The 25,769-nt window shown below is 66.0% G+C and carries 24 protein-coding genes; 16 read left to right on the forward strand and 8 right to left on the reverse strand.

Annotated features, from left to right (window positions below):
• Nucleotide 1 precedes the first annotated feature (1 nt).
• Nucleotides 2-562, reverse strand: coding sequence for a DUF7344 domain-containing protein (locus P2T60_RS08675; RefSeq protein ID WP_276282156.1), 561 nt, complete (start codon nt 560-562; stop codon nt 2-4).
• Between the two features lie 491 nt (nt 563-1,053).
• On the opposite strand from P2T60_RS08675, the gene P2T60_RS08680 reads away from it, so the two are divergent.
• The 10 genes from P2T60_RS08680 to P2T60_RS08725 all read left to right on the forward strand — a co-directional run bounded on the left by P2T60_RS08680 (nt 1,054) and on the right by P2T60_RS08725 (nt 10,316).
• The gene (locus tag P2T60_RS08680) at nt 1,054-1,635 is read left to right on the forward strand and encodes an acyltransferase (protein WP_276282187.1); all 582 of its coding nucleotides are present in this window, start codon (nt 1,054-1,056) and stop codon (nt 1,633-1,635) included.
• Nucleotides 1,632-2,720, forward strand: a complete 1,089-nt coding sequence (locus P2T60_RS08685; protein ID WP_276282157.1) for a DegT/DnrJ/EryC1/StrS family aminotransferase — start codon at nt 1,632-1,634, stop codon at nt 2,718-2,720. The genes P2T60_RS08680 and P2T60_RS08685 overlap by 4 nt, the downstream gene beginning before the upstream one ends.
• On the forward strand, nt 2,710-3,699 hold the full coding sequence (locus tag P2T60_RS08690; protein WP_276282158.1) for a Gfo/Idh/MocA family protein: 990 nt from the start codon (nt 2,710-2,712) through the stop codon (nt 3,697-3,699). The genes P2T60_RS08685 and P2T60_RS08690 overlap by 11 nt, the downstream gene beginning before the upstream one ends.
• The gene (locus P2T60_RS08695) at nt 3,696-5,045 is read left to right on the forward strand and encodes a nucleotide sugar dehydrogenase (protein WP_276282159.1); all 1,350 of its coding nucleotides are present in this window, start codon (nt 3,696-3,698) and stop codon (nt 5,043-5,045) included. Before P2T60_RS08690 ends, P2T60_RS08695 begins: the two co-directional genes overlap by 4 nt.
• A gap of 137 nt (nt 5,046-5,182) precedes the next feature.
• Nucleotides 5,183-5,692, forward strand: a complete 510-nt coding sequence (locus tag P2T60_RS08700) for a hypothetical protein (RefSeq protein WP_276282160.1) — start codon at nt 5,183-5,185, stop codon at nt 5,690-5,692.
• Between the two features lie 88 nt (nt 5,693-5,780).
• Nucleotides 5,781-5,933 (forward strand): hypothetical protein, encoded by a 153-nt coding sequence (locus P2T60_RS08705; protein WP_276282161.1) that lies wholly within the window; start codon nt 5,781-5,783, stop codon nt 5,931-5,933.
• On the forward strand, nt 5,930-6,991 hold the full coding sequence (gene wecB, locus P2T60_RS08710; protein ID WP_276282162.1) for a non-hydrolyzing UDP-N-acetylglucosamine 2-epimerase: 1,062 nt from the start codon (nt 5,930-5,932) through the stop codon (nt 6,989-6,991). The genes P2T60_RS08705 and wecB overlap by 4 nt, the downstream gene beginning before the upstream one ends.
• On the forward strand, nt 6,984-8,045 hold the full coding sequence (locus P2T60_RS08715) for a polysaccharide deacetylase family protein (RefSeq protein WP_337250843.1): 1,062 nt from the start codon (nt 6,984-6,986) through the stop codon (nt 8,043-8,045). The genes wecB and P2T60_RS08715 overlap by 8 nt, the downstream gene beginning before the upstream one ends.
• Nucleotides 8,042-9,130: a GNAT family N-acetyltransferase gene (locus P2T60_RS08720; RefSeq protein WP_276282163.1), complete on the forward strand. Its 1,089-nt coding sequence runs from the start codon at nt 8,042-8,044 to the stop codon at nt 9,128-9,130. Before P2T60_RS08715 ends, P2T60_RS08720 begins: the two co-directional genes overlap by 4 nt.
• A 181-nt stretch (nt 9,131-9,311) precedes the next feature.
• A complete protein-coding gene (locus P2T60_RS08725) occupies nt 9,312-10,316 on the forward strand; it encodes a glycosyltransferase family 4 protein (protein ID WP_276282164.1) in 1,005 nt (334 codons plus the stop codon).
• Between the two features lie 12 nt (nt 10,317-10,328).
• Here the strand turns inward: P2T60_RS08725 and P2T60_RS08730 are convergent, their stop codons facing one another.
• Nucleotides 10,329-10,496, reverse strand: coding sequence for a hypothetical protein (locus P2T60_RS08730; RefSeq protein WP_276282165.1), 168 nt, complete (start codon nt 10,494-10,496; stop codon nt 10,329-10,331).
• Nucleotides 10,497-10,939: 443 nt separating this feature from the next.
• On the opposite strand from P2T60_RS08730, the gene P2T60_RS08735 reads away from it, so the two are divergent.
• From P2T60_RS08735 to P2T60_RS08755, 5 genes are all read left to right on the forward strand, one after another.
• The gene (locus P2T60_RS08735; RefSeq protein WP_276282166.1) at nt 10,940-12,736 is read left to right on the forward strand and encodes a DUF6541 family protein; all 1,797 of its coding nucleotides are present in this window, start codon (nt 10,940-10,942) and stop codon (nt 12,734-12,736) included.
• Between the two features lies 1 nt (nt 12,737).
• Nucleotides 12,738-14,387: an oligosaccharide flippase family protein gene (locus P2T60_RS08740; protein WP_276278862.1), complete on the forward strand. Its 1,650-nt coding sequence runs from the start codon at nt 12,738-12,740 to the stop codon at nt 14,385-14,387.
• Nucleotides 14,378-15,967 carry an alkaline phosphatase family protein gene (locus tag P2T60_RS08745; RefSeq protein WP_382209386.1) on the forward strand — a complete coding sequence of 530 codons (1,590 nt, stop codon included), beginning with the start codon at nt 14,378-14,380 and terminating at the stop codon, nt 15,965-15,967. The genes P2T60_RS08740 and P2T60_RS08745 overlap by 10 nt, the downstream gene beginning before the upstream one ends.
• A gap of 94 nt (nt 15,968-16,061) precedes the next feature.
• Nucleotides 16,062-17,057 (forward strand): NAD-dependent epimerase/dehydratase family protein, encoded by a 996-nt coding sequence (locus P2T60_RS08750; protein ID WP_276278864.1) that lies wholly within the window; start codon nt 16,062-16,064, stop codon nt 17,055-17,057.
• Between the two features lie 183 nt (nt 17,058-17,240).
• Nucleotides 17,241-18,668 (forward strand): S8 family peptidase, encoded by a 1,428-nt coding sequence (locus P2T60_RS08755; RefSeq protein ID WP_276278865.1) that lies wholly within the window; start codon nt 17,241-17,243, stop codon nt 18,666-18,668.
• A gap of 669 nt (nt 18,669-19,337) precedes the next feature.
• Here the strand turns inward: P2T60_RS08755 and P2T60_RS08760 are convergent.
• The 6 genes from P2T60_RS08760 to P2T60_RS08785 all read right to left on the reverse strand — a co-directional run bounded on the left by P2T60_RS08760 (nt 19,338) and on the right by P2T60_RS08785 (nt 25,244).
• Nucleotides 19,338-20,207 carry a CheF family chemotaxis protein gene (locus tag P2T60_RS08760; RefSeq protein WP_276278866.1) on the reverse strand — a complete coding sequence of 290 codons (870 nt, stop codon included), beginning with the start codon at nt 20,205-20,207 and terminating at the stop codon, nt 19,338-19,340.
• Nucleotides 20,208-20,321: 114 nt separating this feature from the next.
• Nucleotides 20,322-22,235 (reverse strand): methyl-accepting chemotaxis protein, encoded by a 1,914-nt coding sequence (locus P2T60_RS08765; RefSeq protein ID WP_276278867.1) that lies wholly within the window; start codon nt 22,233-22,235, stop codon nt 20,322-20,324.
• Between the two features lie 227 nt (nt 22,236-22,462).
• Nucleotides 22,463-23,683, reverse strand: a complete 1,221-nt coding sequence (locus tag P2T60_RS08770) for a HEAT repeat domain-containing protein (RefSeq protein ID WP_276278868.1) — start codon at nt 23,681-23,683, stop codon at nt 22,463-22,465.
• 87 nt (nt 23,684-23,770) lie between these two features.
• Nucleotides 23,771-24,355, reverse strand: coding sequence for an archaellin/type IV pilin N-terminal domain-containing protein (locus tag P2T60_RS08775; RefSeq protein WP_382209380.1), 585 nt, complete (start codon nt 24,353-24,355; stop codon nt 23,771-23,773).
• Between the two features lie 191 nt (nt 24,356-24,546).
• Complete coding sequence (locus P2T60_RS08780; RefSeq protein ID WP_276278869.1) at nt 24,547-24,828, reverse strand: DUF7521 family protein; 282 nt, start codon at nt 24,826-24,828, stop codon at nt 24,547-24,549.
• Between the two features lie 77 nt (nt 24,829-24,905).
• Entirely contained in the window at nt 24,906-25,244 is a 339-nt protein-coding gene (locus P2T60_RS08785) for an ArsR/SmtB family transcription factor (RefSeq protein WP_276278870.1), read from the reverse strand.
• Nucleotides 25,245-25,355: 111 nt separating this feature from the next.
• Here P2T60_RS08785 and P2T60_RS08790 point away from each other — a divergent pair, with 111 nt between their 5' ends.
• Nucleotides 25,356-25,766 (forward strand): chemotaxis protein CheW, encoded by a 411-nt coding sequence (locus P2T60_RS08790; protein WP_276278871.1) that lies wholly within the window; start codon nt 25,356-25,358, stop codon nt 25,764-25,766.
• Nucleotides 25,767-25,769 lie beyond the last annotated feature (3 nt).

Consider the following 25,769-nt stretch of genomic DNA (forward strand, 5'->3'; position numbering starts at 1 on the left):
CTTAATTTTCCTGTCCGTTCGCGCGATGGAGTTCAGGCGGCGTCCCCACGTCGCCGCCGCGTCTGTACGCCACGTAGTGGACGACCGCCGAGACGCCGAACACCACGAGGATGAGAGTCGCCAGTATCAGCCCCGGAATCAGACTGAAGGGGTAGACGTTCAGCCACACCGCCGCCACCAGCACCGAACTGGCCCCCACCAGTCCGAGGTAGTACCGGTCCCACGGGAACTCCTCGCGGGACACGTCGCCCAGATAGATGTCGAGGTCAGACGCCCGGTCGCCGAGGCGCACGATGCCCTCGTCGCGGTCGTACTCCACGATGTTCGCCTCGTCGAGTTTCGGCAGGTGGGTCTGGTAGAGCGAGATGTAGACTCGCTTTCGCTGTTCGGTAGAGAGCGCGGTGGGCGTGGTCTCGTTCTCCCACGCCGCCACCTGTTCGGTCAAGTCCGAGAGTTCGGTCTCGCCGCCCTCCCGTCGGAGGTAGTACAGGGCGTATCGCCGTCGTGGACTCTTCAGGACCTCGAACACCTCGTCCTGAGAGAGTTCGTCAGCGCGAGACATGCTCCCGTGGTATTCGGCAGGTCGTCGGAGGCGATGCACGTTCGGAGCCACCGGAGTGGGAGGATGTCCGCAGGTGAGACCGCCGCATACCCTCGAAATTGGCGTGTTGTCACTTTGTTACCCAGTTGCTGTTCGGGGGTAACGGCACGGTACGGCCGCTTCGCCACACGGTACCCGCCAGTTACCCGAGTCGGCCGGAGGACGCGGGACGCCCGCCGTTCCCGGTCTCCGACCCCGACCCGTACGACCGTATTCGCCCGGCTATGCCCCGATAGGCGGCCTGTACCCTCGACCCAAGCGGCGTATAACAAAGAGGTGCGCAAGGCATTGAGACGATAACGCCCGGCCCGCGGTCCGGCGATTGGCCGGGCAAATCGACTGACCTACTATGATTCCGTTATCGACTGCAATCGCTCGACCGGTCCCCCGTTCCGACGCGGAGGTGCGTCCGCGTGGCTAAAGCCGATACCCGGTCGGACACCGACGACCGAATCGACCCCCGACTCGGCGACGACTGCGAGGTCTCCCCCGGTGCAACGGTCGGCCACCGCCACCGCGACGACGCTTCGCCGCCGGTTCTGGGCGACAACGCCACGATTCGCTCCGGGAGCATCGTTTACGCCGACGTTGAAATCGGTGACGACTTCACGACCGGCCACCGCGTTCTCGTGCGCGAGAACACCACCATCGGCGACGACGTGGTAGTCGGCACCGACACCGTAATCGACGGGACGACCACCATCGGGTCGCACGTCAGCCTCCAGACGGGCGTCTACGTCCCGACCGACACCACCATCGGGAGCGAGGTGTTCGTCGGACCCCGCGCGGTCCTGACCAACGACCCCTACCCGATTCGGAAGGACGTGGAACTCGAAGGTCCGACGCTCGAAAATCACGTCTCGGTCGGTGCGAACGCGACCATCCTGCCCGGCGTGACCGTCGGCGAGGGGTCGTTCGTCGCGGCCGGGGCAGTCGTGACCGACGACGTACCGCCGGAGACGCTGGCGCTGGGTGCGCCCGCCGAGCATCGGCCGCTTCCCGACGTGCTGGAAGGGGGGAACGACATCGCATGACCGACGTTCCCATCGCCGACCCCGAACTGGGCGAGCGCGAAGTCGAGCGCGTCCGGGAGGTCATCGAGTCGGGCCGAATCGCCGACGGTCCCCGAGTCCGGGAGTTCGAGTCGGAGTTCGCCGCGTTCTGCGAGGCCGACCACGGCGTCGCTACGAGTAACGGGACGACGGCGCTCCACGCCGCCTTCGAAGCGCTCGGAATCGGACCGGGCGACAAGGTGGTGACGACGCCGTTCTCGTTCATCGCCAGTGCAAACGCCATTCGACTCGCGGGCGCAGAGCCGGTGTTCGCGGACATCGACCCGGACACCTTCAACCTCGACCCGACGGCAGTCGAGGAAGTCGCCCGGCGCGAGGACGGCGTGGCCGCCGTCCTGCCGGTCCACCTCTACGGTCTCCCCGCGGAGATGGACCACCTCCTCGACGTGGCCGACGACTACGGACTCGCCGTGGTCGAGGACGCCGCCCAAGCCCACGGCGCGGAGTACCGAGGTCGGCGCGTCGGGTCGTTCGGCGACGCCGCCTGCTTCTCGATGTACCCGACCAAGAACATGACCACGGGCGAGGGCGGGATGATAACGACCGACCGCGACGACGTGGCCGAGCGAGCGAGTAGCTTCGTCAACCACGGGCGACCGCCCGAGGGTGGCTACGAACACGTCCGGGTCGGCCACAACTTCCGGATGACCTCGATAGCCGCGGCCATCGGTCGGGTCCAACTCGACCGACTACCCGACTACAACGAGACCCGCCGGTCGAACGCGGCGTATCTGACCGACTCGCTGGCAGACGCCGACGTGGTGACGCCGACCGTCCCCGACGACTGCGAACACGTCTACCACCAGTACACGGTCCGGACCGACGACAGGGACGGACTCGCGGCGTACCTCGACGAGGCGGGCGTGGGCACGGGCGTCTACTACCCGACGCCAATCCACGACCAACCTGCCTACGACGGCGTGGCCCACGCCGCACCGGTCGCCGAGCGAACCGCCGAACAGGTACTCTCGCTTCCGGTCCACCCGAACGTCTCCGAACAGGACCTCCGAACCATCGCCTCCGCCATCCAAGAGTATGAACGCTGATTCCCCGGACGCGACGAACGCCGCCGTCGTCGGCGTCGGCAACATGGGTCGTCACCACGCGCGAGTGTACAGCGAACTCCCGAACGTGAACCTCGTCGGCGTCTTCGACGTGGACGACCAACAGGCCCGCGAGGTCGCCGCCGACCACGGGACTCGCGCGATGAACATGGAAGCGCTCGTCCGCGCCGCGGACGTGGCGTCCATCGCGGTCCCCAACCAGTTCCACGCCGAGATAGCGTCCCAGTGCATCGAACACGGGGTTGACGTGCTGGTCGAGAAGCCCTTCGTGGACGACCCCGAGACCGGCAGGGAACTGCTCGACCGGGCCGAAAAAGCGGGGGTGACGGTTCAGGTCGGCCACGTCGAGCGGTTCAATCCGGCGATTCGGACGCTCGCGGACATCGTGGCCGACCTCGACGTAATCGCCGTGGACGCCCAGCGACTCGGCCCGCCGCCGGGCGACCGACAGGTGGACGAGAGCGCGGTACTCGACCTGATGATTCACGACATCGACGTGGTGTTGGCGATTCTCGACGGCGAACCCGACGAGGTGAACGCCCGCGGCGTCAGGAACAACCAGTACGCCACGGCGAGCCTCGAATTTCCGGACGCGGTGGCGACGCTGACCGCGAGTCGGGTAACTCAGCAACGAATCCGAAAGCTCTCGATTACCGCCGAGGAGTGTCGGGTCAACGTGGACTACATCGACCGCTCGGTCGAGATTCACCGCCACTCGCTCCCCGAGTACATCGAGGACAACGGCGACGTGCGCTACCGTCACGAGAGCATCGTGGAGCGACCCACCGTCGAGACGGGCGAACCGCTCAAAAACCAGTTGCAGTCGTTCGTCGCCGCCGCCACCTCGGAGGCCGACCCGGTGGTCTCGGGCGAGGACGGCCTGCGCGTCCTCGAAGTCGCGCGCGAAATCGACGGCATCGCGGCCGACGAGAGACCGGAGGCGGAGGTGAGCGTCCGGTGAGTCTACAGGAGGTCGTCCACCTGTACGGCAGTGACGCGCCCGAGTCCGACCAGCGAGAGGCGTTCCGGTCGGGCCGGGTCCCGGTCGGGGTGTACGGTCTCGGCAAGATGGGGCTTCCGCTCGCGGCGGTGTACGCCGACGTGTCGGGCAACGTCGTGGGCGCGGACGTGGACCGCGAGGTGGTCGCGTCGGTCAACGACGGCGAGTGCCACGTCGAGCGCGAACCCGGTCTGCCGGAGTTGGTCGCCGAAACCGTCGCGGACGGCGCGTTCGAGGCGACCGACGACCCGGCGGCGGCCGCGAGTCGGGCCGCGATTCACGTCGTCATCGTGCCCACGCCCATCACCGACGACCGGGAGGCCGACCTCTCCATCCTCCGGTCTGTCGCAGAGGACATCGGGTCGGGCTTGGACCCCGGCGACCTCGTAATCGTGGAGTGTACGGTGCCGCCCCGGACCTGCGAGGACCTGCTGGAACCGATGCTCGCGGACGCGGCCGGACACGACGAGTTCGGACTCGCGTTCTGCCCCGAGCGAACCGCCAGCGGGCGGGCGCTCGAAGACATCCGCGGGGCGTACCCGAAAGTCGTCGGCGGCGCGGACGACGAGAGTACGCGGGTCGCCGAGTTGGTCTACGGCGAACTCACCGACAACGACGTGCTGGCGGTTTCGGACGCCACCACCGCGGAGGCGGTGAAGGTGTTCGAGGGTCTCTATCGGGACGTGAACATCGCGCTGGCGAACGAACTCGCCACGCTGACCGACGAGTTGGGCATCGACGTGAACGAGGCCATCGAGACGGCCAACACCCAACCGTTCTGCGAGATTCACTCTCCGGGTCCCGGCGTCGGGGGCCACTGCATCCCCTACTACCCCTACTTCGTCATCAACGGCTTCGACGCCGACTCGCCGCTACTCGAAACCGCCCGCGAGGTCAACGACTCGATGCCCCGGTTCACCGTCGAGACGCTGACCCGCGAACTCGACGCCGAAGGGAAGTCGCCGGAGGACGCCACGATTGCGGTTCTCGGGTTGACCTACCGGCCGGGCGTAGAGGAGACCCGCGCCACGCCCGCCGAACCAATCGCAGAGCGACTCTCGGACCTCGGCGCGGAAGTCCTCGCGGTGGACCCCATGCTGGACGACGCCGAGGGGTTCGCCGCCGAAAAGGTATCGCAGGATAGGCTTTACGAACGGGACTTGGACGCGGTGGTGCTGGTGACGCCCCACGAGGAGTTCGAGAGCGTCTCGTGGGACCGATTCGACCCGCTGGTGGTCGTGGACGGCCGCCAGAGCCTCGCGCTCGACGACACCGACCACCGCGTCTACACCATCGGGAGCGGCTAACGGATGTACCGGGAGAAGACCGTCACCGTCGTCGTCCCCGCGCACGACGAAGCGGGGTTCGTCGGCGAGGTAATCGACACGATTCCGGCGTTCGTGGACCGAGTGTACCCGGTAGACGACGCCTCGACGGACGCGACGTGGGCCGCGATTCGGTCCGCGGCGCGGCGGACGAACGGGCGCGGCGACAGAGTGGCCGACGGCGCGGGGAGTTCCGCGCGTCCGGTCCGGACGAGTCCGGACCGGACGCCGCCGGGGGCGGTTCGGGCGCGAGCGCGACGGAGACGAGCAATTCCGGCGCGAGAGCGGACGAGACCGTCGATTCGGTGTTCGACGACTACGGGTTCGCCAACGCGATGCTGGTCCACCTCAACGTGGCCGACGCGCGGGTCGCCGACGTGCCGATGCCCGCCGAGTACGGCGACGAAGAGAGCGGCATCCGGTACTCGACGTTCGTCCCGCAGTTGTCGGCGCTGTTGGCCAAGGGGTTCGGGTGGCGACTCGCCGAGAAGCACGTCCGACGGGAGTCCCACCCGCTCGTCGCCTTCTACGGACTCGGCGTCGTCGGGACGCTGGCCGGAACCTACGCGACGGTTCGGGACGCCCTCGACGGAAGCGAGCCGAGCGACAGAGTGAGACGATGCTATTAGAAACCAAAACAATGCTAAAGAAAATGAAAATCATGCTAAGAGACGGACGGACGATTGTCAAAGCGAAGCGACGAACGGAGGGAGCCTCGTGACGACGCTGGCGGGTCTCGCCGCGATTGGCGTCGGGATGGCGTTCGACGCCGCCGAGAACGAGGACCTGCACGTCACCGTGGACGCCGACGAGGACGAATTCCGGCCGGATGGCGCGGACCGACCCGACGACGGGGAGGGCCAGCGATGAAGGTCCTGACCGTCGTCGGCGCGCGCCCGCAGTTCGTCAAGGCCGCCGCGGTGTCCCGGGAACTCCGGCGACGCCACGACGAGGTGCTGGTCCACACCGGCCAGCACTACGACGAGGAGATGTCGGACGTGTTCTTCGAGGAGTTAGGGATGCCGGAACCCGACGACAATCTCGGCGTCGGGTCGGACAGCCACGGCGCTCAGACCGCCGAGATGATAGCCGGACTCGAAGCGCGCATCGACTCGGAGGACCCCGACGCGGTGCTGGTCTACGGCGACACCAACTCGACGCTGGCGGCGGCGGTGGCCGCCTCGAAGATGGACACCCGCCTCGCCCACGTCGAGGCCGGACTCCGGAGTTACAACCGCCAGATGCCAGAGGAGGTCAACCGAGTGTTGACCGACCACGCCGCGGACCTGCTGTTTGCACCCTCCCGGCGCGCGGTCGAAAATCTCCGCGAGGAGTCGGTCCCCGGCGCGGTCCACGACACCGGCGACGTGATGCACGACGCGGTGCTGTGGGCGCGCGAACGGGCCGAGGAACACTCCGAGATACTCGACGAGTTCGGCGTCGAACCCGACGAGTACGTGCTAGCGACGGTCCACCGCGCGGCCAACACCGACGACCCCGAGAGCCTCGCGGCCATCCTCGACGCGCTGGCGGGCGACTCGCGGGAAGTCGTCCTGCCCGCACACCCCCGGACGATAAACCGTATGCGGGAATACGGAATGTACGAGGACGCCCGCGAGCGACTGACGCTGACCGACCCCGCGGGCTACCTCGACTTCGTGCGCTTGCAGGACTGCGCCGACGTGGTGGCGACCGACTCGGGCGGCGTCCAGAAGGAGGCGTTCTTCCTCGACACCCCCTGCGTGACGATGCGCGAGGAGACCGAGTGGCGCGAGACGGTCGAAGCGGGGTGGAACACGCTCGTCGGCGCGAACGAGAAAGCAATCCGGCGCGCGCTGGCAAACGCCGAACCGCCCGCCGACAAGCCCCGGCCCTACGGCGACGGAGATGCCGCGGCGACGATTACCAACTTGCTAGACGATGCCTGAGATTTCCGACCCCCGAATCGCCGGGTCACCCTCGGCAGTCGCGGACGCCGAGTTCGCGCTGTTGCTGACCCACGACGTGGACCGGCCCTACAAGACGGTCCAGTCGCTCTACCACGCAATCGAGCGCCGCGACCCCCGCCAACTGAGGGCGCTGTTGCCCGGCGAGAACCCGTGGTGGCAGTTCGAGACCATCGCAAGTCTCGAAGCGTCGCTGGGCGTCCGGTCGGCGTTCTACTTCCTGCGCGAGCGACATCTGCTCGAACGCCCGCCGAGCGACTGGTTCGACCCCTTCTACTGGATAGAACACTTCGGTCGCTACGACCCCGAGACCCCCGAGATAGCCGACCTGCTCGAACGACTCCACGAAGGCGGATGGGAAGTCGGTCTCCACGGGTCCTACGACGCCTACGACGACCGGAACCGCCTCCGGGTCGAGAAGGAGACGCTGGAGTCGGCCCTCGGCGACGAGGTGAGAGGCGGCCGACAGCACCACCTCAACCGCGGTCCCCGGACGTGGGAACACCACCGCTCGATTGGTCTCCGGTACGACGCCAGTCCGGGGTCGAGCGAGACGTTCGGCTTCGACCACGGCCACCTCCCGCTTCGACCCTTCGACGACGAGTTCGTCGTCTTCCCGCTGACCGTGATGGAGGCGGCGCTGACCGACCCCGGCGAGGACTTCGAGACGGCGTGGGCCGAGTGCGAGGGGTTGCTGGACGAGGCGGCGGCCAACGACGCGGTGATGTCGGCGCTGTGGCACCCCCGGTTGTTCACCGAGACCGACTTTCCGGGGTATCGGCGACTCTACCGGCGGCTAATCGAACGCGCGCTAGAGATGGGTGCGTGGGTCGGCTCGCCCGGCGACTACTACGACCTCATGGACCACCCCGGCGGCGAGACGGAGGCGAGCGAGGCGACCGAAACCGAAGGAACCGCCGACGAGGCGCGAGCGAACAGAACCGCGGCCGAGAGCGACTACAGGAGTCGCCTACGCTCGCCGCAGGTGGAGGATAACAAAGTGAAAACCGGCGCGAACACCGAGTCAACAGGATGAGAGTCGAGCAACTCGAACTGTCGGAGTGGGAGTCTGCACTGCCGAGCGACGGCTTCGAAGTGTTTCACCGGCCGGGGGCGCTGGAGGTGGTCGCGAACCACGCCGACGCCGAGATGAAACTGTTCGGCGGGTTCAAGGGTCAACAACCCATCGCGCTTCTGCCGGTGTTCGTCCAGCAGAAGTCGGTCGGGACCGCGGTCACGTCGCCGCCGCCGAGCATGGGTATTCCGCGTCTCGGCCCGATACTGATGCCGACGAGTCCCAAGCGCCGCAAACAGGAGAAGGTCAACAACGAGTTCACCGAGAAGGTCCTCCAGCAGGTCGGCACTGACTTGGAGTTGGACCAGCGACTCGCCGCGGCCGGGGTCGAGTCGCCGATGGCCGAGCGAATGCTGGACACCTTAGACGTTGACTCGCGGTTGACCCTCTTCCGGATGGAGTGCAACGCGGCCTACGGCGACCCCCGGCCCTACGCGTGGGGGAACCTGCAGGTCGAACCCAACTTCACCTACTTCCTCGACGTGGCCGACCGGAGCGCCGAGGAGGTCCGAAAGTCGTTCTCCAAGAGCCTTCGCCGGGACATCAGGGACGCCGAGGACCTCGACGTGACCGTCGAGACGGAGGGACTGGAGGGTGCCCGCGACGTGTTCCGGGCGACCAGAGAGCGCTACGCCGAACAGGACGAACCCTTCCCGCTGACGTGGCCCTACGTCCGGGACCTCTTCGAGGCGCTCGCCGACGACGACCGGGCGCGGGCCTACGTCGCCCGCGATTCCTCGGGCGAGTACCTCTCGGGCATCACGGCGCTGTACTCCAACGACCACGCCTACTTCTGGCAGGGCGGCGCGAAGGCCATCTACGAGGGCACCGCGGTCAACAGCCTCATCCACTGGCGACTCATCGAGGACCTCGTTTCGGACCCGCCGGTCGAGTCGGTCACGAACTACGACCTGATGGGCGCGAACACCGAGCGACTCTGCCGGTACAAGGCCAAGTTCGGCGCGGACCTCGTGCCCTACTACGTCGTGGAGTCGTCGGGCGCGGCGATGAACGTCGCCAAGCGAGCGTACAAGTTGGTACAGTGAGCTTCCCGGCGGGGTGAGTAGTCGCGGAGCCGAACTGTTTCTCCGAGTGGAGCGGCTTACCGAATCGGCCGTCGAGCCGTTTCGTCCCACTGCTCCGTTTCGCCGGTTCAACGAGCGAATTACAAAGGTCGAACCTCGCTAACGTCGCGGGCAGAGAGGTCCGAGCGGACCACCGAGACCAATGAGAGTGCTGAGCGTGACCGCGAACGTGCCGGGGTTCTACCGGCGGGAGAGTGACGCATTGTCGGAGTTAGGTGTCGAGCGGACCACGCTCGAAGTGCCCGGAGACGCCGAGACCGGCCGGTCGGTCGTGGACTACCTCCGGTTCGTCCCGGAGGTGCTGGCCGAGTCCACGCGCGACTACGACCTCGTTCACGCGAACTACGGACTGACGGCCCCGGCCGCACTCGCGCAGATTCGGCTTCCGGTCGTCGTCTCGCTGTGGGGGTCGGACCTGCTCGGGGAGTTCGGGTGGCTTTCGCGGGCCTGCGCCCGGCGCGCCGACGAGGTGGTCGTGATGTCGGAGGGGATGGCGGCCGAACTCGACCGGGAGACCCACGTCGTGCCCCACGGCGTGAACGCAGAGCAGTTCCGGCCCGCGCCGAAAGCCGAGGCCCGCGCCGCCGTCGGGTGGACCGACGACGCCCGCCACGTCCTGTTTCCCTACGACCCCGGCCGGGCGGTCAAGGACTTCCCGCGGGCCGGGCGCGTGGTGAAGGCGGCCCGCCAGCGAGTCGGCGACCCCGTGGAACTCCATCCGCTGGGCGACGTGGACCACGGCGAGATGCCGACCTACGTGAACGCCGCGGACGCGCTCTTGTTGACATCCGAACACGAGGGGCTTCCGAACTCGGTCAAGGAGGCGCTCTGCTGTAACCTCCCGGTGGTCTCGACCGACGTGGGCGACGTGCGCGAGCGACTGCGCGGGGTCTCGCCGTCTGCGGTCGCCGACGACGACGAGGAACTCGCCGCGGCGCTGGCCGACGTTCTCACCGACCCGCGCCGGTCGAACGGCCGGGAGTCGGTCGCGGACCTGCGCGTCGAGCGAGTGGCCGCGCGTCTCGCGGGCGTCTACGAGCGTGCGGTCGCGGCCGACCGCGCGGTCGGCCGCGGTCCCGCGGGCGGCCGCGACCCGGACGTGAGCGCGCTCGACTCGCCGGACGGACGGCCGAAGACGCTCGATTAGGACTGCGCTCCGCTACGCCATCTCGCCGACTTCGACTGCCGCGTCGGATTTGAGCCACGCGGCGGTGTTCTCGGTGTCGTAGACGCCGATTTCGCCCGCGCCGTCGCTGACGGCGGCGTAGCGGTCGGTCTCGAACTCGTCTTCGTCCCTGTTGTTCTCGTTGTCGTATTTCTCGGTCATTGGGATGTCTCTCACTTGTATCTGGTAAGCGGGTTTCTATCGGTAACTTACCGCCGTACCCTGATAAGGCTTCGCTAACCGTTCGGTAAGTCGGCGAGTGCGAGATTCCGCGCGAGGCGTCGAGGAGTACCGCGACGCCAATTCGACCGTCTTCGGGGTCGGCGTCCGGCCGCTTTCAGACACCTCCAGATTTTCTTTAGAAACTTCTAGAATTGTTTAAGCAATATAAAAGAGTCTTTGGCGGGTCGGGCGGCCGCTCACGGCCGCCCGACCCGCCGACGGTTCTGAAGCCCCCGCAAATCGTTCTGAAGCCCGGTCGTCGTTTCGGGGGACTCGAAACGGCGTTTTCGTCGCCTACGCCGGGACAGGAGGCCCATAACAAAGCCCCGACGCGGGGAGTCTGGGAAGTAACTCCGCGTCCGGTCGGACGCGATTTGATTACCATGGCTACGGACACACGTACCTCCCAGCGATGGGAGAAAGGCGCACTCATCGTCGGTTTCGTCTCGCTCGCCGCGGCGATACTGGTCGCCCACGGGTCGCCGCCGGAGGCGTACGAACTCTCGATTTACGCCGGGACGCCGGTGGCGTTTTGGGTCGGAGCGAGCGTCGCGCTACTGGTCGGAATCTTCGTCGGTCTCCGCGACGGCGGCGTCGGGCGCAGACTCGCGCTCGTCCTCTCGGGGTTGGCGATGCTCGCGGTGGCTTCGCTCCCCGTCCTGCGGTCGTACTACTTCTTCGGTGCCGGGGACTCGCTGACTCACCTCGCGTGGGCGAAAGACATCTCGGCCGAGAAGATGTCGGTTCTGGGCTTTCTCTACCCCGGCACGCACACCGTCGCGGTCCTGCTGGCCGACGCGACGGGGATGGCGCTCCATCGCTCGATGCTGGTGATGGTGACGGCGTTCACCGCAATCTTCCTGCTTTTCGTCCCGCTGACGACGTGGACCATCACCCGCGACCGGACCGCGACGGCGCTGGCGGCGCTGTCGGGACTGCTCTTTCTCCCCGTCAACAACATCAGCGTCTACGACATGCCCCACCCGACGACGCAGGCCATCCTGTTCCTGCCGCTGGTCCTCTATCTGACCGCGCGATACCTCACGCGGACCGACCGGGACGGCCGGTTCGTCGGCACGCCGACGGGCGCGTTGCTGGCGCTGACCTCGGTCGCAATCGTGCTGGTCCACCCCCAACAGGCCGCGAACGTCCTCGTCGTCTTCGGGTCGATACTCGCGCTCCAACTGCTCGCCCGGTTCGTCGGGAGTTTCGAGACCCGACACCGGACGCTCGCGCTCCAGACGATATTCCTCGCCGGGGTGTTCGCGGTGTGGGCACCCCGCCACGAGCGAGCGTCGGGGGCCACCTCCGCGCTCGTCAACATGCTGGCCAACGGGTTCCGAGTCGGGTCCGAGACCACCCAGCGCGCCGGGTCGGTGGCGTCGGTCGGCGGGTCCATCGAAGTGCTGTTCGCAAAGCTCTTCGCCGTGAGTCTGGTGTTCTGCGCGCTCGCGGGTCTGCTGGTCCTCGGCGGGTTCCTCGGCCGGTTCGACGACCGGAACGTGGCGGCGTTCTCGCGCTATCTCGGGTTCGCGCTGGTCCCGCTCGGCGTCCTGTTCGCCGCGTTCTTCGTCGTGAGCTACGAGCAACTCCACTTTCGGCAACTGGGCTTCGTGATGGTTCCGGTGACGATACTCGGCGCGGTCGCGCTGGCCCGCGGCGTTGACGCCCTCTCGACCCGCTTGTCGCCGCGGAGCGCCCGAACCGCGGTCGGAGTCGCCATCGTCGCCATGCTCGCGCTGTCCACCCTCTCGCTCTACCAGTCGCCGTACATGTACCAGAGTTCGAGCCACGTCTCCGAGGCCCAGATACAGGGGTACGAGACGGCGGTCGGACACGGCGCGGGACCGCTGGTCGGTGTCCGCGGAAACGGCGAGCGGTGGACCGACGCGGTTCTGGGCTACGAACGGAGCCGCGAGCGCAGTCTGTCTGCCGGTAGCCTCTACGCCGACGAGACACACCCCGCGGTCGGCGAGAACTTCACCGGGGGCTACGTCGCCCGCCACTACGGGGGGCAGTACCTCGCGTTCACGGACCGCGCGCGCCAGCAGGACTTACGGGTGTACGACGGCTTCCGGTTCGACAGGCGGGGGTTCCGGTCGCTCGACTCCGCGCCCGGACTGAACCGCGTGCAGGCCAACGGCGGCTTCCAGATGTACCGAATCAACGGAACGAGCTAACATGGACCTGAAACGCGTCTCGCGCGGACTGAAGGCGACGTTCGGCGCGCGCCTGCTCCACATGGTCGCCAGCGGCCTGCTGATGGTCGTCCTCGTGCGCTACCTGCTGTCGAGCAAGCAGTACGGTCTGCTCGGGTCGGCGCTGGCGGTTCTCGGAGTCGCCCAACTGCTCGGGGACCTCGGCATCGGGAAAGCGGCCGCGCGCTACGTCACGGAGTACCGCGAGACCCAACCCGACCAAGTTCCCCACGTCCTCCGGGCCGCGTTCGCCTACCGAATCGCGGCGGTCGCGGTGGTAGCTGGCGGATTCCTGCTGTTCGGCGGTCTCGTCGCCGACCTCATCGGTCAACCCGAAATCGGGCCACTGCTCGTCCTCGGCGCTGGCTACGTCGCGGTCCACTCGCTTTTCACGTTCTCCCAAGTCCTGTTTCAGGGGTTCAACCGGGTGACCTACAGCAGTGCCATCCGCGCGGTCGGCACCGTCTCGCGCCTCGGACTCGCGGTCCTCTTCGTCGCGGTCTTCGGCGGCGCGATGGGTGCGCTGACCGGCTACATCGTCGGCTACGGCGTCGGTGCCGTCCTCGGTCTCAGTCTGCTGTACGTCGTGGGCTACCGGGACGCCGAACGCGCCGAGACCCCCGAGGACGGACTGGCGCGCAAGGTCCTGCGGTACAGCGTCCCGCTGACCGTGACCCGCGGCGCGAACGTCATCGACAAGCGCGTGGACACCATCCTCGTGGGCTACTTCATCGGCCCGGTCGCGGTCGGCTACTACTACCTCGCCAAGCAAATCGTCGGGTTCGTCCAGACACCCGCGGCGTCGCTCGGGTTCACCCTCTCGCCGACCTACGGCGAACACAAGGCCGACGGCGACTCCGAGCGCGCGGCCCGAATCTACGAGACGACGTTGAAGTACACCCTCCTGCTCTACGTGCCCGCGGCGGCCGGAATCGTCCTCGTCGCCGAACCCACGATTACCCTGATTTTCGGCTCCGACATGGGTCCGGCCGCGCCCGTCTTGCAGGTGTTCTCGGGCTACGTCGTCCTGCAAGCCGTCGCCTTCGTGACCAGCGACGCCCTCGACTACCTCGGCCGGGCGCGTTCTCGGGCCTACGCCAAGGGAGCGACTTCGATAGGCAACTTCCTGCTCAACCTCGTCATGATTCCCCAGTTCGGCGTCGTCGGTGCCGCCGCCGCCACCGTCGTCACCTTCGGGGGCTACACCGCGGTCAACGTCGCGGTCATCCACTCGGAACTCTCGCTGTCGGTCCGGCGACTCGCACGCCACCTCGCGGCGGTGGCCGGTGTCACGGTCGCCATGTCGGTCGCGGTCTACTTCGTGATGACCGCGACCTCCGGCGCGCTCGCGGTCGCCGCCGCAATCCCGCTCGGGATTGCGGTGTGGGCCGGACTCTCGGTCGCCGGGGTCTGCTCGACCCCAACCGGGTCGTCTCGGTTCTCTCCTGACGGCGCAAGGTCGCCGGGCGGTCGGACACCGACCGCCCGACAGCAGGTTTCGCGGCCGAACGAACCGCCTACGCGCGCACAGACGACTCGTAATCTTCGGCAGACGGGGTATAACAAAGGTCGCTGGCGGCCTGCGAACGTTCAAGCGGCGGGGAATCTCCCGCCCGACAAACTATGTCGATGAAACCAACAGACCCGAACAAGGCGGTCGTTCTCGGACTCGACGGGGTACCGTGGTATCTCCTCGAAGACTTGGTTGCGGACGGCGAACTGCCGAACTTCGCGCGCCTCGTCGAGGAGGGGTCGGCCGGGCGACTGGAGAGCACGACGCCGCCGACCACGGCGCTGGCGTGGCCGACCATCGCTACCGGGGTCTGGCCCGACAAGCACGGCGTCTACTCCTTCCAAGAAGTCCAGTCGGACTACACCAACCAGATGAACACCAGCAACGACCTCGACCGCCCGGAACTCTGGGACGTACTCTCGCCCGCAGTCGTCGGCAACGTCCCGATGACCTACCCCGCCGACGACATCGACGGCCGGATGGTCACGGGCATGATGACGCCCGGATTCGGCGAGGGGTTCACCCACCCGCCGGAGTTGGCCGACGAGGTGCTGGACCGGATTCCGGAGTATCAGGTGGGTCTCCCGTGGGAGCAGTACCACGACGACCGGGAGGCGTTCCTCGACGACTTCGAGACGCTGGTCGCCACCCAGACGAAACTTCTCCGGATGCAGATGGAAGTCGAGGACTGGCGACTGTTCTTCTTCGTCCTCACCACGCCCGACCGACTCCAGCATCTGGTGTGGGACGAGGAGGTGCTACGCGACCACTACCGGGAGTTAGACGACGTACTCGGCGAGGTGCTGGAGTACGTCGAGGAACGCGGTGCCAACCTCTTCGTGGTCTCGGACCACGGGTTCGGTCCCATCGACACCTACGTCCACACCAACACCTTCCTCGAACGCGAGGGCTACCTGAGTCGGAAAACCGGCTCTGGTCGCGGTGCGCTCGAACGACTCGGCCTGACGAAAGACCGGGTGGAGAACCTGCTCGGGACCGCGGGCATCACCGTCGAGGACCTCTACGACCACCTGCCCGAGACGGTCATCGAGTCGGTGGCCTCCCAAGTCCCCGGAAGCCACGAACTGTTCGACGTGGACTTCTCGGAGACGGTGGCGTTCACCCACGGCGAGGGGAACCTCTACGTCAACGACACCGAACGATTCGAGCAGGGTGTCGTCGCGCCCGACCAGCGACCCGCGGTCAAGGCCGAACTCCGGACCGCGCTCGAAGGACTTCAAGACCCCGAGACCGGCGAGCGCGTCCTGCGGGTGTTCGACGGCGACGAGGTGTTCGAGACCGACGACCAGTCGCCGGACCTCGTGGTCCGGGGTCGGACCGACGAGGGGTATCTGAACGGAAATTCGCTCGCGGACTCGGTGTTCACCGAGAGCAAAATGAACGCCACCCACCGGCCCGAAGGGGTGTTTCTCGCGTGGGGTCCGTCGGTCGAACCCGGAAGCGAACCCGACGAGGCGACGGTGGCCGACGTTGCGCCGACGCTCCTCCACAGCGTCGGCGAACCCGTCCCGGCCGACGCCGACGGCCGGGTCCTCTCGGAGGTGTTCGCGCCCGACTCGGCCGCCGCGAGGCGCGGCGTCGAGGAACGCGCCTACGTCGAACGCGGCACCGACGAGTCCCACGACGCCGACTTCGACGAGGTGGAGTCGCGCCTCAAGGGACTGGGCTACATGGACTGATGTCGGACTCCGACCCGCGGGTCCCCCGGAGTGCGCCGAAAGACTTCAAAAACTTCGTTCAATTTATAAATAAGCGCGTAGCGAGGCTAGCGAGATGACTCACGAAACCGACGCTCACGCCGAACCCACGCCTGCCGCGTCGGACGCGCTACTCGCGTCCGACGCGAGCGCCGACCTGTCGGACCGGACCGTGCTGATAACCGGCGGCGCTGGCTTCGTCGGGAGTCACCTCGCGGAGGCGCTGGTCGCGGACAACGAGGTACGCGTGTTAGACGACCTCTCGGGCGGCGTGCGCGAACACGTCCCCGCGGGCGCGGACCTCGTGGAGGGCGACGTGTGCGACTCCGAGACGGTGGCCGAGGCGATGGACGGCGCGGACCTCGTGTTCCACGAGGCCGCACTGGTGTCCGTCGAGAAGTCGGTCGAAAGTCCGCCCGAGAGCAACCGAATCAACGCCGCGGCGACGGTGAACCTGCTCGAACAGGCCCGCGACGAGGACGCCCGCGTGGTGCTGGCGTCGTCGGCCGCCGTCTACGGCCACCCCGAGTCGGTGCCGGTCTCGGAGGGCGACTCGAAAGACCCCACTTCGCCGTACGGCATCGACAAATTGGCGCTCGACCACTACGCGCGGCGGTATCACGACCTCTACGGACTGGAGACGGTCCCCCTGCGATACTTCAACGTCTACGGCCCGCGCCAGAATCCGGAGTACAGCGCGGTGGTGAACGTCTTCTTCCGGCAGGCCGCCGACGGAGGTCCCGTCACCGTCGAGGGCGACGGCGAACAGACCCGCGACTTCGTTCACGTCCGGGACGTGGTGCGGGCGAACCTGCTCGCGGCGACCACCGACCGCGTGGGCGAACCGTTCAACGTCGGGACGGGCCACAGCGTCACGGTTCGGGACCTCGCCGAGACGGTAGTCGAGGTGACGGACTCCGACGCCGAAATCACCCACGTTGACCCGCGACCCGGCGACATCCGGCACAGCGAGGCCGACATCTCGAAGGCGCGGTCGGAACTCGGCTACGAACCGGCGGTGTCGCTGGAGACGGGACTCCGGGAGTTGGCCGAGGAGAAGGGACTCCGGTAGTCGGAAGTCCGGCGTCGGTCCGGGACTCGACGCTCTAGCTCGGCTAGACGTTCCGAAACCAATCACCCTTCCATCATTTACGATATGGGCGATACAGCGAGAATAAACCAACATCTCCACCGGAACCAGTTTATATTTCAAATATAAACATTTATAAGAAATGTGGGTGAAGTGTGGGATGTAATGTCAGACCAAAGCAGGCGGACGTTCCTCAAAGCGGCGGGGAGCGCAGTCGGTAGCGCGGCACTGGTGAGCGGAACGGTCAGCGCAGGCGGAAGCGAGACCCCGAACACGCGGTTCCTCGTAGACCTGCGGGAAGTTTCCCGAAGCGAAGTGCCCGAGGACGTGGAAGTCGTCCACGACATCGCGGAACTCGACCTGCTGGCGGCCCGCGGCGACCCCGAGGCGGTCCCCGGCACGGCGTCCACGACGCCGGACGTGACGGTCTACCGGGACAGCACCTACGAGGGCGGTCCGGTGAAAGAACGCGACGCGAAAGCGCGCGGCGGCAACGGCCCCGCGTGGGACAGCGGCGCACCCACCGCGACGGAGCTCCAGTGGGACAAGCGCGAACAGCGCGTGGGCGACCTGACCGAGAACCCCGGCGACGGGAAGACGGTCCAAGACACGACGAAGGGCGAAGGCAGTCGGGTCGCCGTCGTGGACACGGGCGTCTACGACGGACACCCGGACCTCGCCGACGTGGTGAACGCCGAACTGTCGGAGAACTTCACGACCGACCAGTACGACTTCCGACCCAACGGCGCGGGCGACCACGGGACTCACGTCGCGGGCACCATCGCCGGGACGAACGCCGACGGCGAGGGCATCCTCGGCACCGCGCCCGAGACCGAAATCGTCGCCCACCGCGTCTTCTCTGGCGTCCCCGGCGAGGGCGCATCGACCGGCGACACGGTTGCGGCGCTTGCGGCGGCGGCGACCAAAGGCTGTGACGCCGCGAACTTCAGCGTGGGCTACCCGCCCGCCAACCCCGAGACCGACGAGTGGGTGTCCGGCGTCAAGATGGCCTACCGGCGACTCGCCGAGTACGCCCGCTCGCAGGACATGCTCATCGTCAACTCGGCGGGCAACGCGGGCATCGACATGACCCCCGACGACGTTATCAGCCTCCCGACGGAAGTCGAGGGCATCTTCGGCGTCTCGGCGACCGGACCCATCGGCTACCTCTGGGACGACAAGCAGGCGAGCCGCGAGGACAAGGCGCTCGTGAAACTCGAAGACGGCACCGACTCGCCAGCCTTCTACACCAACTACGGCGAGGGGACCGACGTGAGCGCGGCGGGCGGGGACGCCGACCTCGAAGCCGCGGCCAACGACGTGCCGGGTTGGTACTACGACCTCGTGTTCTCCACCGTCGTCGAACAGACCGAGAACGGACCCGTGGCTGGCTACGGGTGGAAGGCGGGCACCTCGATGGCGGCACCGCAGGTGACGGGCGCGGTTGCGCTCGTGCGCTCGCTCCGACCCGACGCCAGCGTCGAGGAAGTCGAGGCGATGATTCAGGAGACCGCTCGTGACGCCCCCGGCGGCGAACTCTACCACGGCGCGGGCCACCTCGACCTCCGCCGACTCGTCAAGCGCGCCCGATAACGGCGCGACTCTCGATTTTCACGTCCTTCCGAGTCCGTCTCGCTTCCGGAGAGGGTTCTCCGAGGGGTCCGAGTGCCGTTTTCCGGACTGCACCCGCGTCGTTCGAGACTACAGAAACCGGAGACTAGGACGGTCAGAACCGCAAGCGTACAGCACCGTGACCGCACCGCAACTGCACGCATGGCACCGCAGAGACGGCAGGAACGAGACGACTACGACTTGAACCAATCAAAACCCAACCGCACAGCACCGCACGCGGACGGTCAAGGATAGCGACGCCCCAGTTCGACGGACCCGCGCCGAGATAGTGAGACGCGGTTGCGGTACCGTGCGATTGCAGTGCAGTTGCGGTACCGTGCGGTCGGCACGCGCTGGCGTCGTCGGGAGCGAAGCGACCGACTGCTCGTCGGAACTCGCTTCCGACGGTGGATGAGTAGCGCAGCGAAGCGAGCAACGCAGTCGGTTGGGGAGGGTGTGGTCCGCGGTGGCGGTGCTGTGCGGTCTGATTGGCTCAAGCCTGTCGTCGGCTTTTTTCGTCCTTCTACACCGTCGCGTTCCTCGGTCGCCCGATACGCCGTCGAACCCCCCGAAACGGCCCAGACATAACTAAACATTGCTTTAGCAATTGTAAATAGACTTCATGAAATCCAGTGCAAGCCCTAAAGACAGCTATTTCTCGTTGATGGACTCGCTTGCGATGTTCCGGCCGCGGGTCTTCAGACTCACCTCGCGGCGTTTGCGAACCTCCTCCAGCACGTCCACCTCGATGAGGCGCTCGAAGATGCTCTCGACTTCCTCGACATCCATGCCGAGGAAGTCCGGAATCTCGAACGACGAGACGCCCGAGTAGAGCGCCATCAGGACCTCCTTCTCGGTCTCGTCGAGTTCGACGCCGCCCTCGTTCTTGCGCTCGCCCTTCTCGAAGAGGGTTTCGAGGAGCGCACACCGCCGGGTCTGGCCCGAGACGTACGTCTGGACGCTGGTGTCGCCCTGCGTGTGTTCGACTTCGAGGACCGTCCGCTGTTCGCCCTTGACCGTCCGAGTCGCGCGCTCTACGGACCCGATGTCGTCGAGTTCGATGCCGACGAACGTCCCGCTGGCGATGGCGACGTTGACCATCCCCTCGGTAATCTTGATGCGGGCCTTCTCCCAGTCGGTGTCCTGCACCACGCCCCCCTCGACGGCGGGGTGCTTGGTCAGAATCATCTTCTGGTTCAGCAGGGCACCGTAGAGGTCGGTCTCGAACTCCTCTACGTCCATGCTGGTCCCGATGAGGACGACGTTCTTGCCGAACTCGACGCTCAGGTAGTCCGAGACCGATGCGACCGCCTGATTCACGTCGTAGCGGCCTTTCAGCCCCTTCACCTCGGAGAGCGGAATCGAGCGCTTGCCCTGATTGCCCGCCAACACGAGTCGCTTGTTCGACAGCAGAACGCGGCCGCTAGTCCATTCGGGGTCGTTGAGTTTGCGGCCGTTCTTCACGACCTGTAGGAACTTCCCCTTCGTGTCTGTTATCTTGTGCTCGCCTTCCTTGCTCATGCGTGGTGTCTACGTTCTCGGCGCGGTTGCTCTGGTCGGCCGCGCTCGCCTCGTGGTTCCTCGAAGGGACGCCGTTCGTTGGTGTTCGATACGGTCATAGCAGGGACCGGGGATTCAGGATTCGGTTCGCATGTCGTCGACTCGCGCCGATAGCTCGTCGATAGCGTCGGTCTGCTGGCGGGTCGCCTTCACGATGTCGTCGGTCGCGTCCTCAACCTCGCGGGTCTGGTCGCGCACGTCCTCAACCGTCGCCATCACTTGCTCGACGTTCGCGGCCTGTTCGTCGTTCGCCTGTGCGACTTCGGTCACGCCGGTCGCGGCTTCCTCTACCGCGTCGGCGATTTCTTCGAGTGCGACGAGTGCGTCCTCGATTTCGTCGCCAGCGACCTTGATTTGGTCGTTGCCCTCTTGGACCGCAGTCGCCGTCTCGTTGGCCTGCGCCTGCACGTCTTCGATGCGCTCGGCAATCTCTTCGGTGTGTTCGCGCGTCTCGTTGGCTAGCTCCTTAACCTCGTCGGCGACGACTTCGAACCCGCTTCCGGCGTCTCCGGCGCGTGCGGCCTCGATGTTGGCGTTGAGCGCGAGCAGGTTGGTCTGGTCGGCGACTTCGGCGATGACTTCGACGACCTCCTCGATTTCGTCCATCTGCGATTCGAGTTCCGTCACCGTCTCCACGAGTTCGTCGCTCTGCTCGATGACCTCTTTGGTGGCCTCGCGTGCGCCCTCGCTGGATTCGAGACCACTGTCGGCCGACGCCTTGGCTTGCTCGGCGGCCGACGCAACCTCGTCGGAACTCGCGGCGACTTCCTCCATGCTCGCCGAGAAGTTCTCCATCTGGGTGGCGACTTCCGAGAGCTGTCTGGTCTGTTCGTCCACTCGCTCGTCGATGATGCTGGCGGACTCGGCGGCCTGTTCGACCGACCCTTCGAGGTCGTCGGCCTTCTCGCCGACGCGCGCGGTCAGTTGCTCGAACCGGTCGGCCATGTCGTTAACTTGGTCTACGACTTCGACCAGCGAGTCGTCCACAACGTCGTGTTCGTCCTCGAACGACGCGCGGGCCGAGAGGTCGCCCATCTCCATCGCGGTCAGGGTACCGATGAGTTCCTCGACCAGCGAGGTGACGCCCTCCTGACGCCGGATGTCCTCGGTCCGGTCGCGGACCGTCTCGACCACGGCGATGAGTTCGTCCTCGTCGTCGTACAGCGGCATGGCCGAGAACTCTATCTTGCGCTCCACGCCGTCGCGGTCAACCATGGTACTCTCGTCGGTGTAGAGCGTCTGAGTGGTGTCGGCCCGGTCCACGTCGAACTCGGCGTCTGCGGACTTGGGGGCTTCCGCAACCTTGTCGGCGAGCGTCTTCACGCGCCGACCGTCGGGGTAGAACGCCTCGCTGACGGTGGTGGTTTCGAGGGCTTCCTCGGCGGAGACGCCGGTGAGTTCCTCCAGCGCGGAGTTCCACGCCGCCACCTCGTCGCGCTGGGTGTCTATCATGAACACCGGAACCCCGATGCCGTCGAGCAGTTCGTCGTCTTCGACGTTGAGTTCGTCGTCCTCGCTGTCGGCCGGTTCGTCCTCCGTCTCGACCGTGGCCAGTTCGTCCTCCGTCTCGGCGGGCGCGTCGTAGGCGTCGAGTCCGGTCTGCATGTCGGCCAACGTCGCCGAGAGCGCCGACTGGAGTTCCCCCTCCGCACGCCGAAGTTCCTCGGCGACCGCCTCGTTGTCCGCGCCCAGTCGGTGTTCGAGTCGCTCGAACGTCTCGCCGACCAGTTGCTCGACCCCCGCGGCGTAGGTCCCGGCGAACGTCGCGGCCGACACCTCCGCCTCGACGTGCCGTCGCCCGAGGTCGGTCGCGTCCTCGGCGGCGTCCGCCGGGTCCTCGATGACCTGTCCGAGGTGGACCGCTTGGGCCTGCTGGAGGTCGTCGCTCGCGTCGGTGTCTCGATACGTTTCGGACAGTTGTGACTGCGTGACGGTCCCCCCGGCCGAGACGGACACGTCCCCGGTGTGCGTCCCACCGTCGAACGTCACGTTTCGTTGCCGGTCGGTCTGATTTTCCCCTACACGTAAGCGCGTTAGAATTTTCCTCAACCGGTCCCTAACCATCTTGTTCTGGAAAGAGACACCAACCGGATATAAAGTTTTACGCAAATTTCACGCGCGATAACCCTGCTACCGCGTGCCAATCCGGGCCGTCGTCGTGTCGGCTACGCACCAAAAAACGACCTTCTCGGAGAGTCTTCCGAGTGTTCGTCGGTCTACGTTCGCCCGCCGAGTTTCGAGAGCGCGGAGAACGCCCGTTTCCGAACTTCCTCGTCGTCGGTGTTGTCGATGATGTCGTCGAGTCGGTTCTGTGCGCGTTCCCCGCCCACCTTCCCGAGCGTGAACGCCGCCTTCGCTCGGGCGTCACTGCTGGCCTCCGAGTCGTCGAGTACGTCGAGTAACGCGTCTTCGGCGACTTCGCCGCCGACCTTGGCGATGCTGGTCGCGGCGAACTGGGCGGTCATGCCGTCTTTGTCGTCCAGCACGGACGCCAGCGCCTCGATAGCCGCCTCGCGGTTCCGCTCACCGGTCACTCTGCCGAGTAGCCACGCCGCGTTCCGGCGCTGGTGGGGTTGAGTCCCTTGGTCGAGGATGTCCACCAGCGAGTCCACGACGCTCCGGTGGTCGTTGGCGCTCAGTTTCTCGACCATCCGCTCGCGCAAGTCGTGGCTCTTCTGACCCGGCGCGTTCGACAGGAGTTCGATGAGCGAGAACACCGCCGCGCGCCGGACCGTCTCGCTCTCGTCGGTCAACAGCGAGACGAGCGCGTCCAACGGCTCTTCGCTCCCGAAGTTGCCGAGCGAGTTGGCCGCGATGCGCCGAATCGTCTCGCTCTCGTCGTCGAGCAAGTCGAGGAGCGCCGCCAGCGACTCCTCGCCGCCGATACGCCCGAGCGAGTCCGCGGCTTCCCGCCGGACTTCGACGCTCGGGTCCTTCAGTCGCTTCCGGAGCGCGGATATTGCCCGCGGGTCCTCGATGCGTCCGAGCGCCCGCGCCGCGCGCGCTCGAACCCGCTGGTCGGGGTCGCCGAGGCGCTGAATCAGTGCCTTCGTCCCCGCCTTGTTCCCGAGTCGGCCCAACGCGTTGGCCGACGCCATCCGAAGTTCGGGTTGGTCTGCCGAGAGCGTCTCGACCAACGCTTCGGCCCGCGCCCACTCCGCGCCGTCGGTGGGAATCTCCTCGCCGGTCAACGCCGCCACGAGTCGTTCGACTTCGTGACGCTGGTCGAGTGCGTCGATGGCCGCGGCGCGAACGGCTTCGCTGTCGTCGCTCTGGGCGGCCGTCACGAGCGGGTCCACTACCTCGTGGTCCTCGGCGTCTACCTCACCGAGGATGTCGGCCGAGCGCTGACGAACCGGTTCGCTGTTGCTCTGGGTCAACAGCGTGGTGAGTTTATCTACGTCGCCCGTCTTCTCCAGTTCGAACAGCGAAGTCACGACTGTTTAATCGAGTTGGTACGAGAAAAAACGTTGCGGTACTCGGTCGAAAAATCGAGAGGAAGGTCGGTTGGCGGACTGTTCGCGTTAGACCGTGACCGCGCTCTCTTGGGAGAGCGACTGGGGCACGTTGGCGCGGTAGAGCGTCACTGCGCCGTACTGCGTGGTGAGCTTGAGTTTGACCTCTTCGCCCTCACCGAGCGGACTCGAAATCTCCTCTGCGCTCATGTTGACTTCGAGGCGGTCGTCCTGCGTGTTGAGGACGGGCGAGGAACTGTCGGGGTCCTTGATGGTGTTGACCGTGAAGTTCGACGCGCCAGTGCCGCTCTCGTTGTAGGTCAGCGTCTTGGCCTTCTCCGGTCCAATCCACTCGATAGTGGCGGCCGAGAGGTTGATGTCGTCGGAACCGGACCCGCGCATGACCGTCAGACTGATGTCTTTCACCCGCTCGTTACCGACGTTACCGAACGCACTCACGACCTGCACGCGGTTCGACACCTGTGCGCTGGATTCCTGACCAGTCTGTTCGGACTTAGTCTGGAGGAACCCGGCCGTGTTGATGAGGACGCCTGCGGCAATCGCGGCGACCAGCACCATCGCGATGAACACGATGAGCGTACCGATACCAACTTGACCTCTGTCAGTTAGTCGTTGTTTTATTTTGTCTCTCATTTTTTCACGTCCTGTCCGAATGTCAATGTGACATTGACTACGGACTCTATCCGGAACGAAACGAACCTCCGTAATAAATCTACGGCCGCGATTATCAGACGTGATATTGGACTATACACACGACCGAAATCCGATAAATCGCCCGATGTTCGGCAGAATCCTCCGAAGAGCGAGACGTAAGCCGAGGTGACTCATTCGCCCGCAGTGATACTGTAGATGACGAACAGGTAGCCGACCGTCGTGATGAGGTAGTTGACCGACAACAGCAGTCGGGTCTGTTCGAAGCGAGTCACGAACGCGCTGACCGTCGTCGCTATGGCCGCGGCGACGATGAGCGTGAAACCTATCGAGAGGTGAAACATCGCCTGCCGAGAAGTTCGATTGTAGGCACGTACCGCAAATCCGACCATCGAGAGACCGGCGGTTGCGAGAGTGAGGCTGAACACGACGTACAGCAGTTCTATCGTTTGCATGGTTTTCTATGCTGAGAGGCCGTCCGTCTGGGCACGGCGTCCGAACCGGCGACGGCCGTGGTCGCCGCTTCCGGGCGTCACTCCGCTTTGAGGTCGCGCCACACGTCGGCCAGCGAGTTCTCCACGTTCGGGCGGTCCTCCGCGGACACGTCGATGCTCGCGTCCTCGAACGAGATTTCGAGCGCGTCCACGTTCCGACGGTAGACTTTCGTTCGTCGTCCCTCGTCGGAGAACTCTCTGCCCGAGAGTTCGAGCAAGTCGGCTTCCGTGAGTTCCTCTATCCGGCGGTAGCTCGTCGCTATCGGAATTTCGAGTTCGTCGCTCAACTCTTGGGCCGACTTGGGTTCGCTCGTGGCACGGAGTATCTCGGCGTTGTACTTGTTGCCGAGTACCCGGAGTAGTTCCACGGCCTCCATCAATTATCGCGTTTGAAAACGCGGGTTAAAAAGGTACCGTAGGCGACTCGTCACTCGACCGGATTGGTCGGCGTCGGAACAGTAAAGTGGTCGCCGCGGATTTCATCGAGTATGTCAGAGACCGTCGGCGACGTTCAGGTCCTCGAATTTCGGCTCGAGGACCGGAAGTACTGCATCGACATCGCGCACGTGGACGAAATCGTGGACAAGAAGGAACTGACGCCGCTTCCGAACTCCGACCCGCGAGTCGAGGGCGTGATGGACCTCCGCGGAACCACGACTACCATCATCAACCCCAAGAAGGTGCTGGACTTAGACGAGACCGAAACCGGCGAGCGCGTCGTCGTCCTCGAGAGCGACGGCGAGGGCAACGTCGGATGGCTCATCGACGCGGTGACGCAGGTCGTCAGCATCGACACCGACGACGTAGACGAGAGCGTCGAGAGCGGGTCGGTCCGGGGAATCGTCCGGCAGGACGACGACTTCGTGGTGTGGGTCAAACCCGCCGAGATAAACAGTTGAGTC

Source organism: Halorussus caseinilyticus (assembly GCF_029338395.1).
Taxonomy (GTDB): domain Archaea; phylum Halobacteriota; class Halobacteria; order Halobacteriales; family Haladaptataceae; genus Halorussus; species Halorussus caseinilyticus.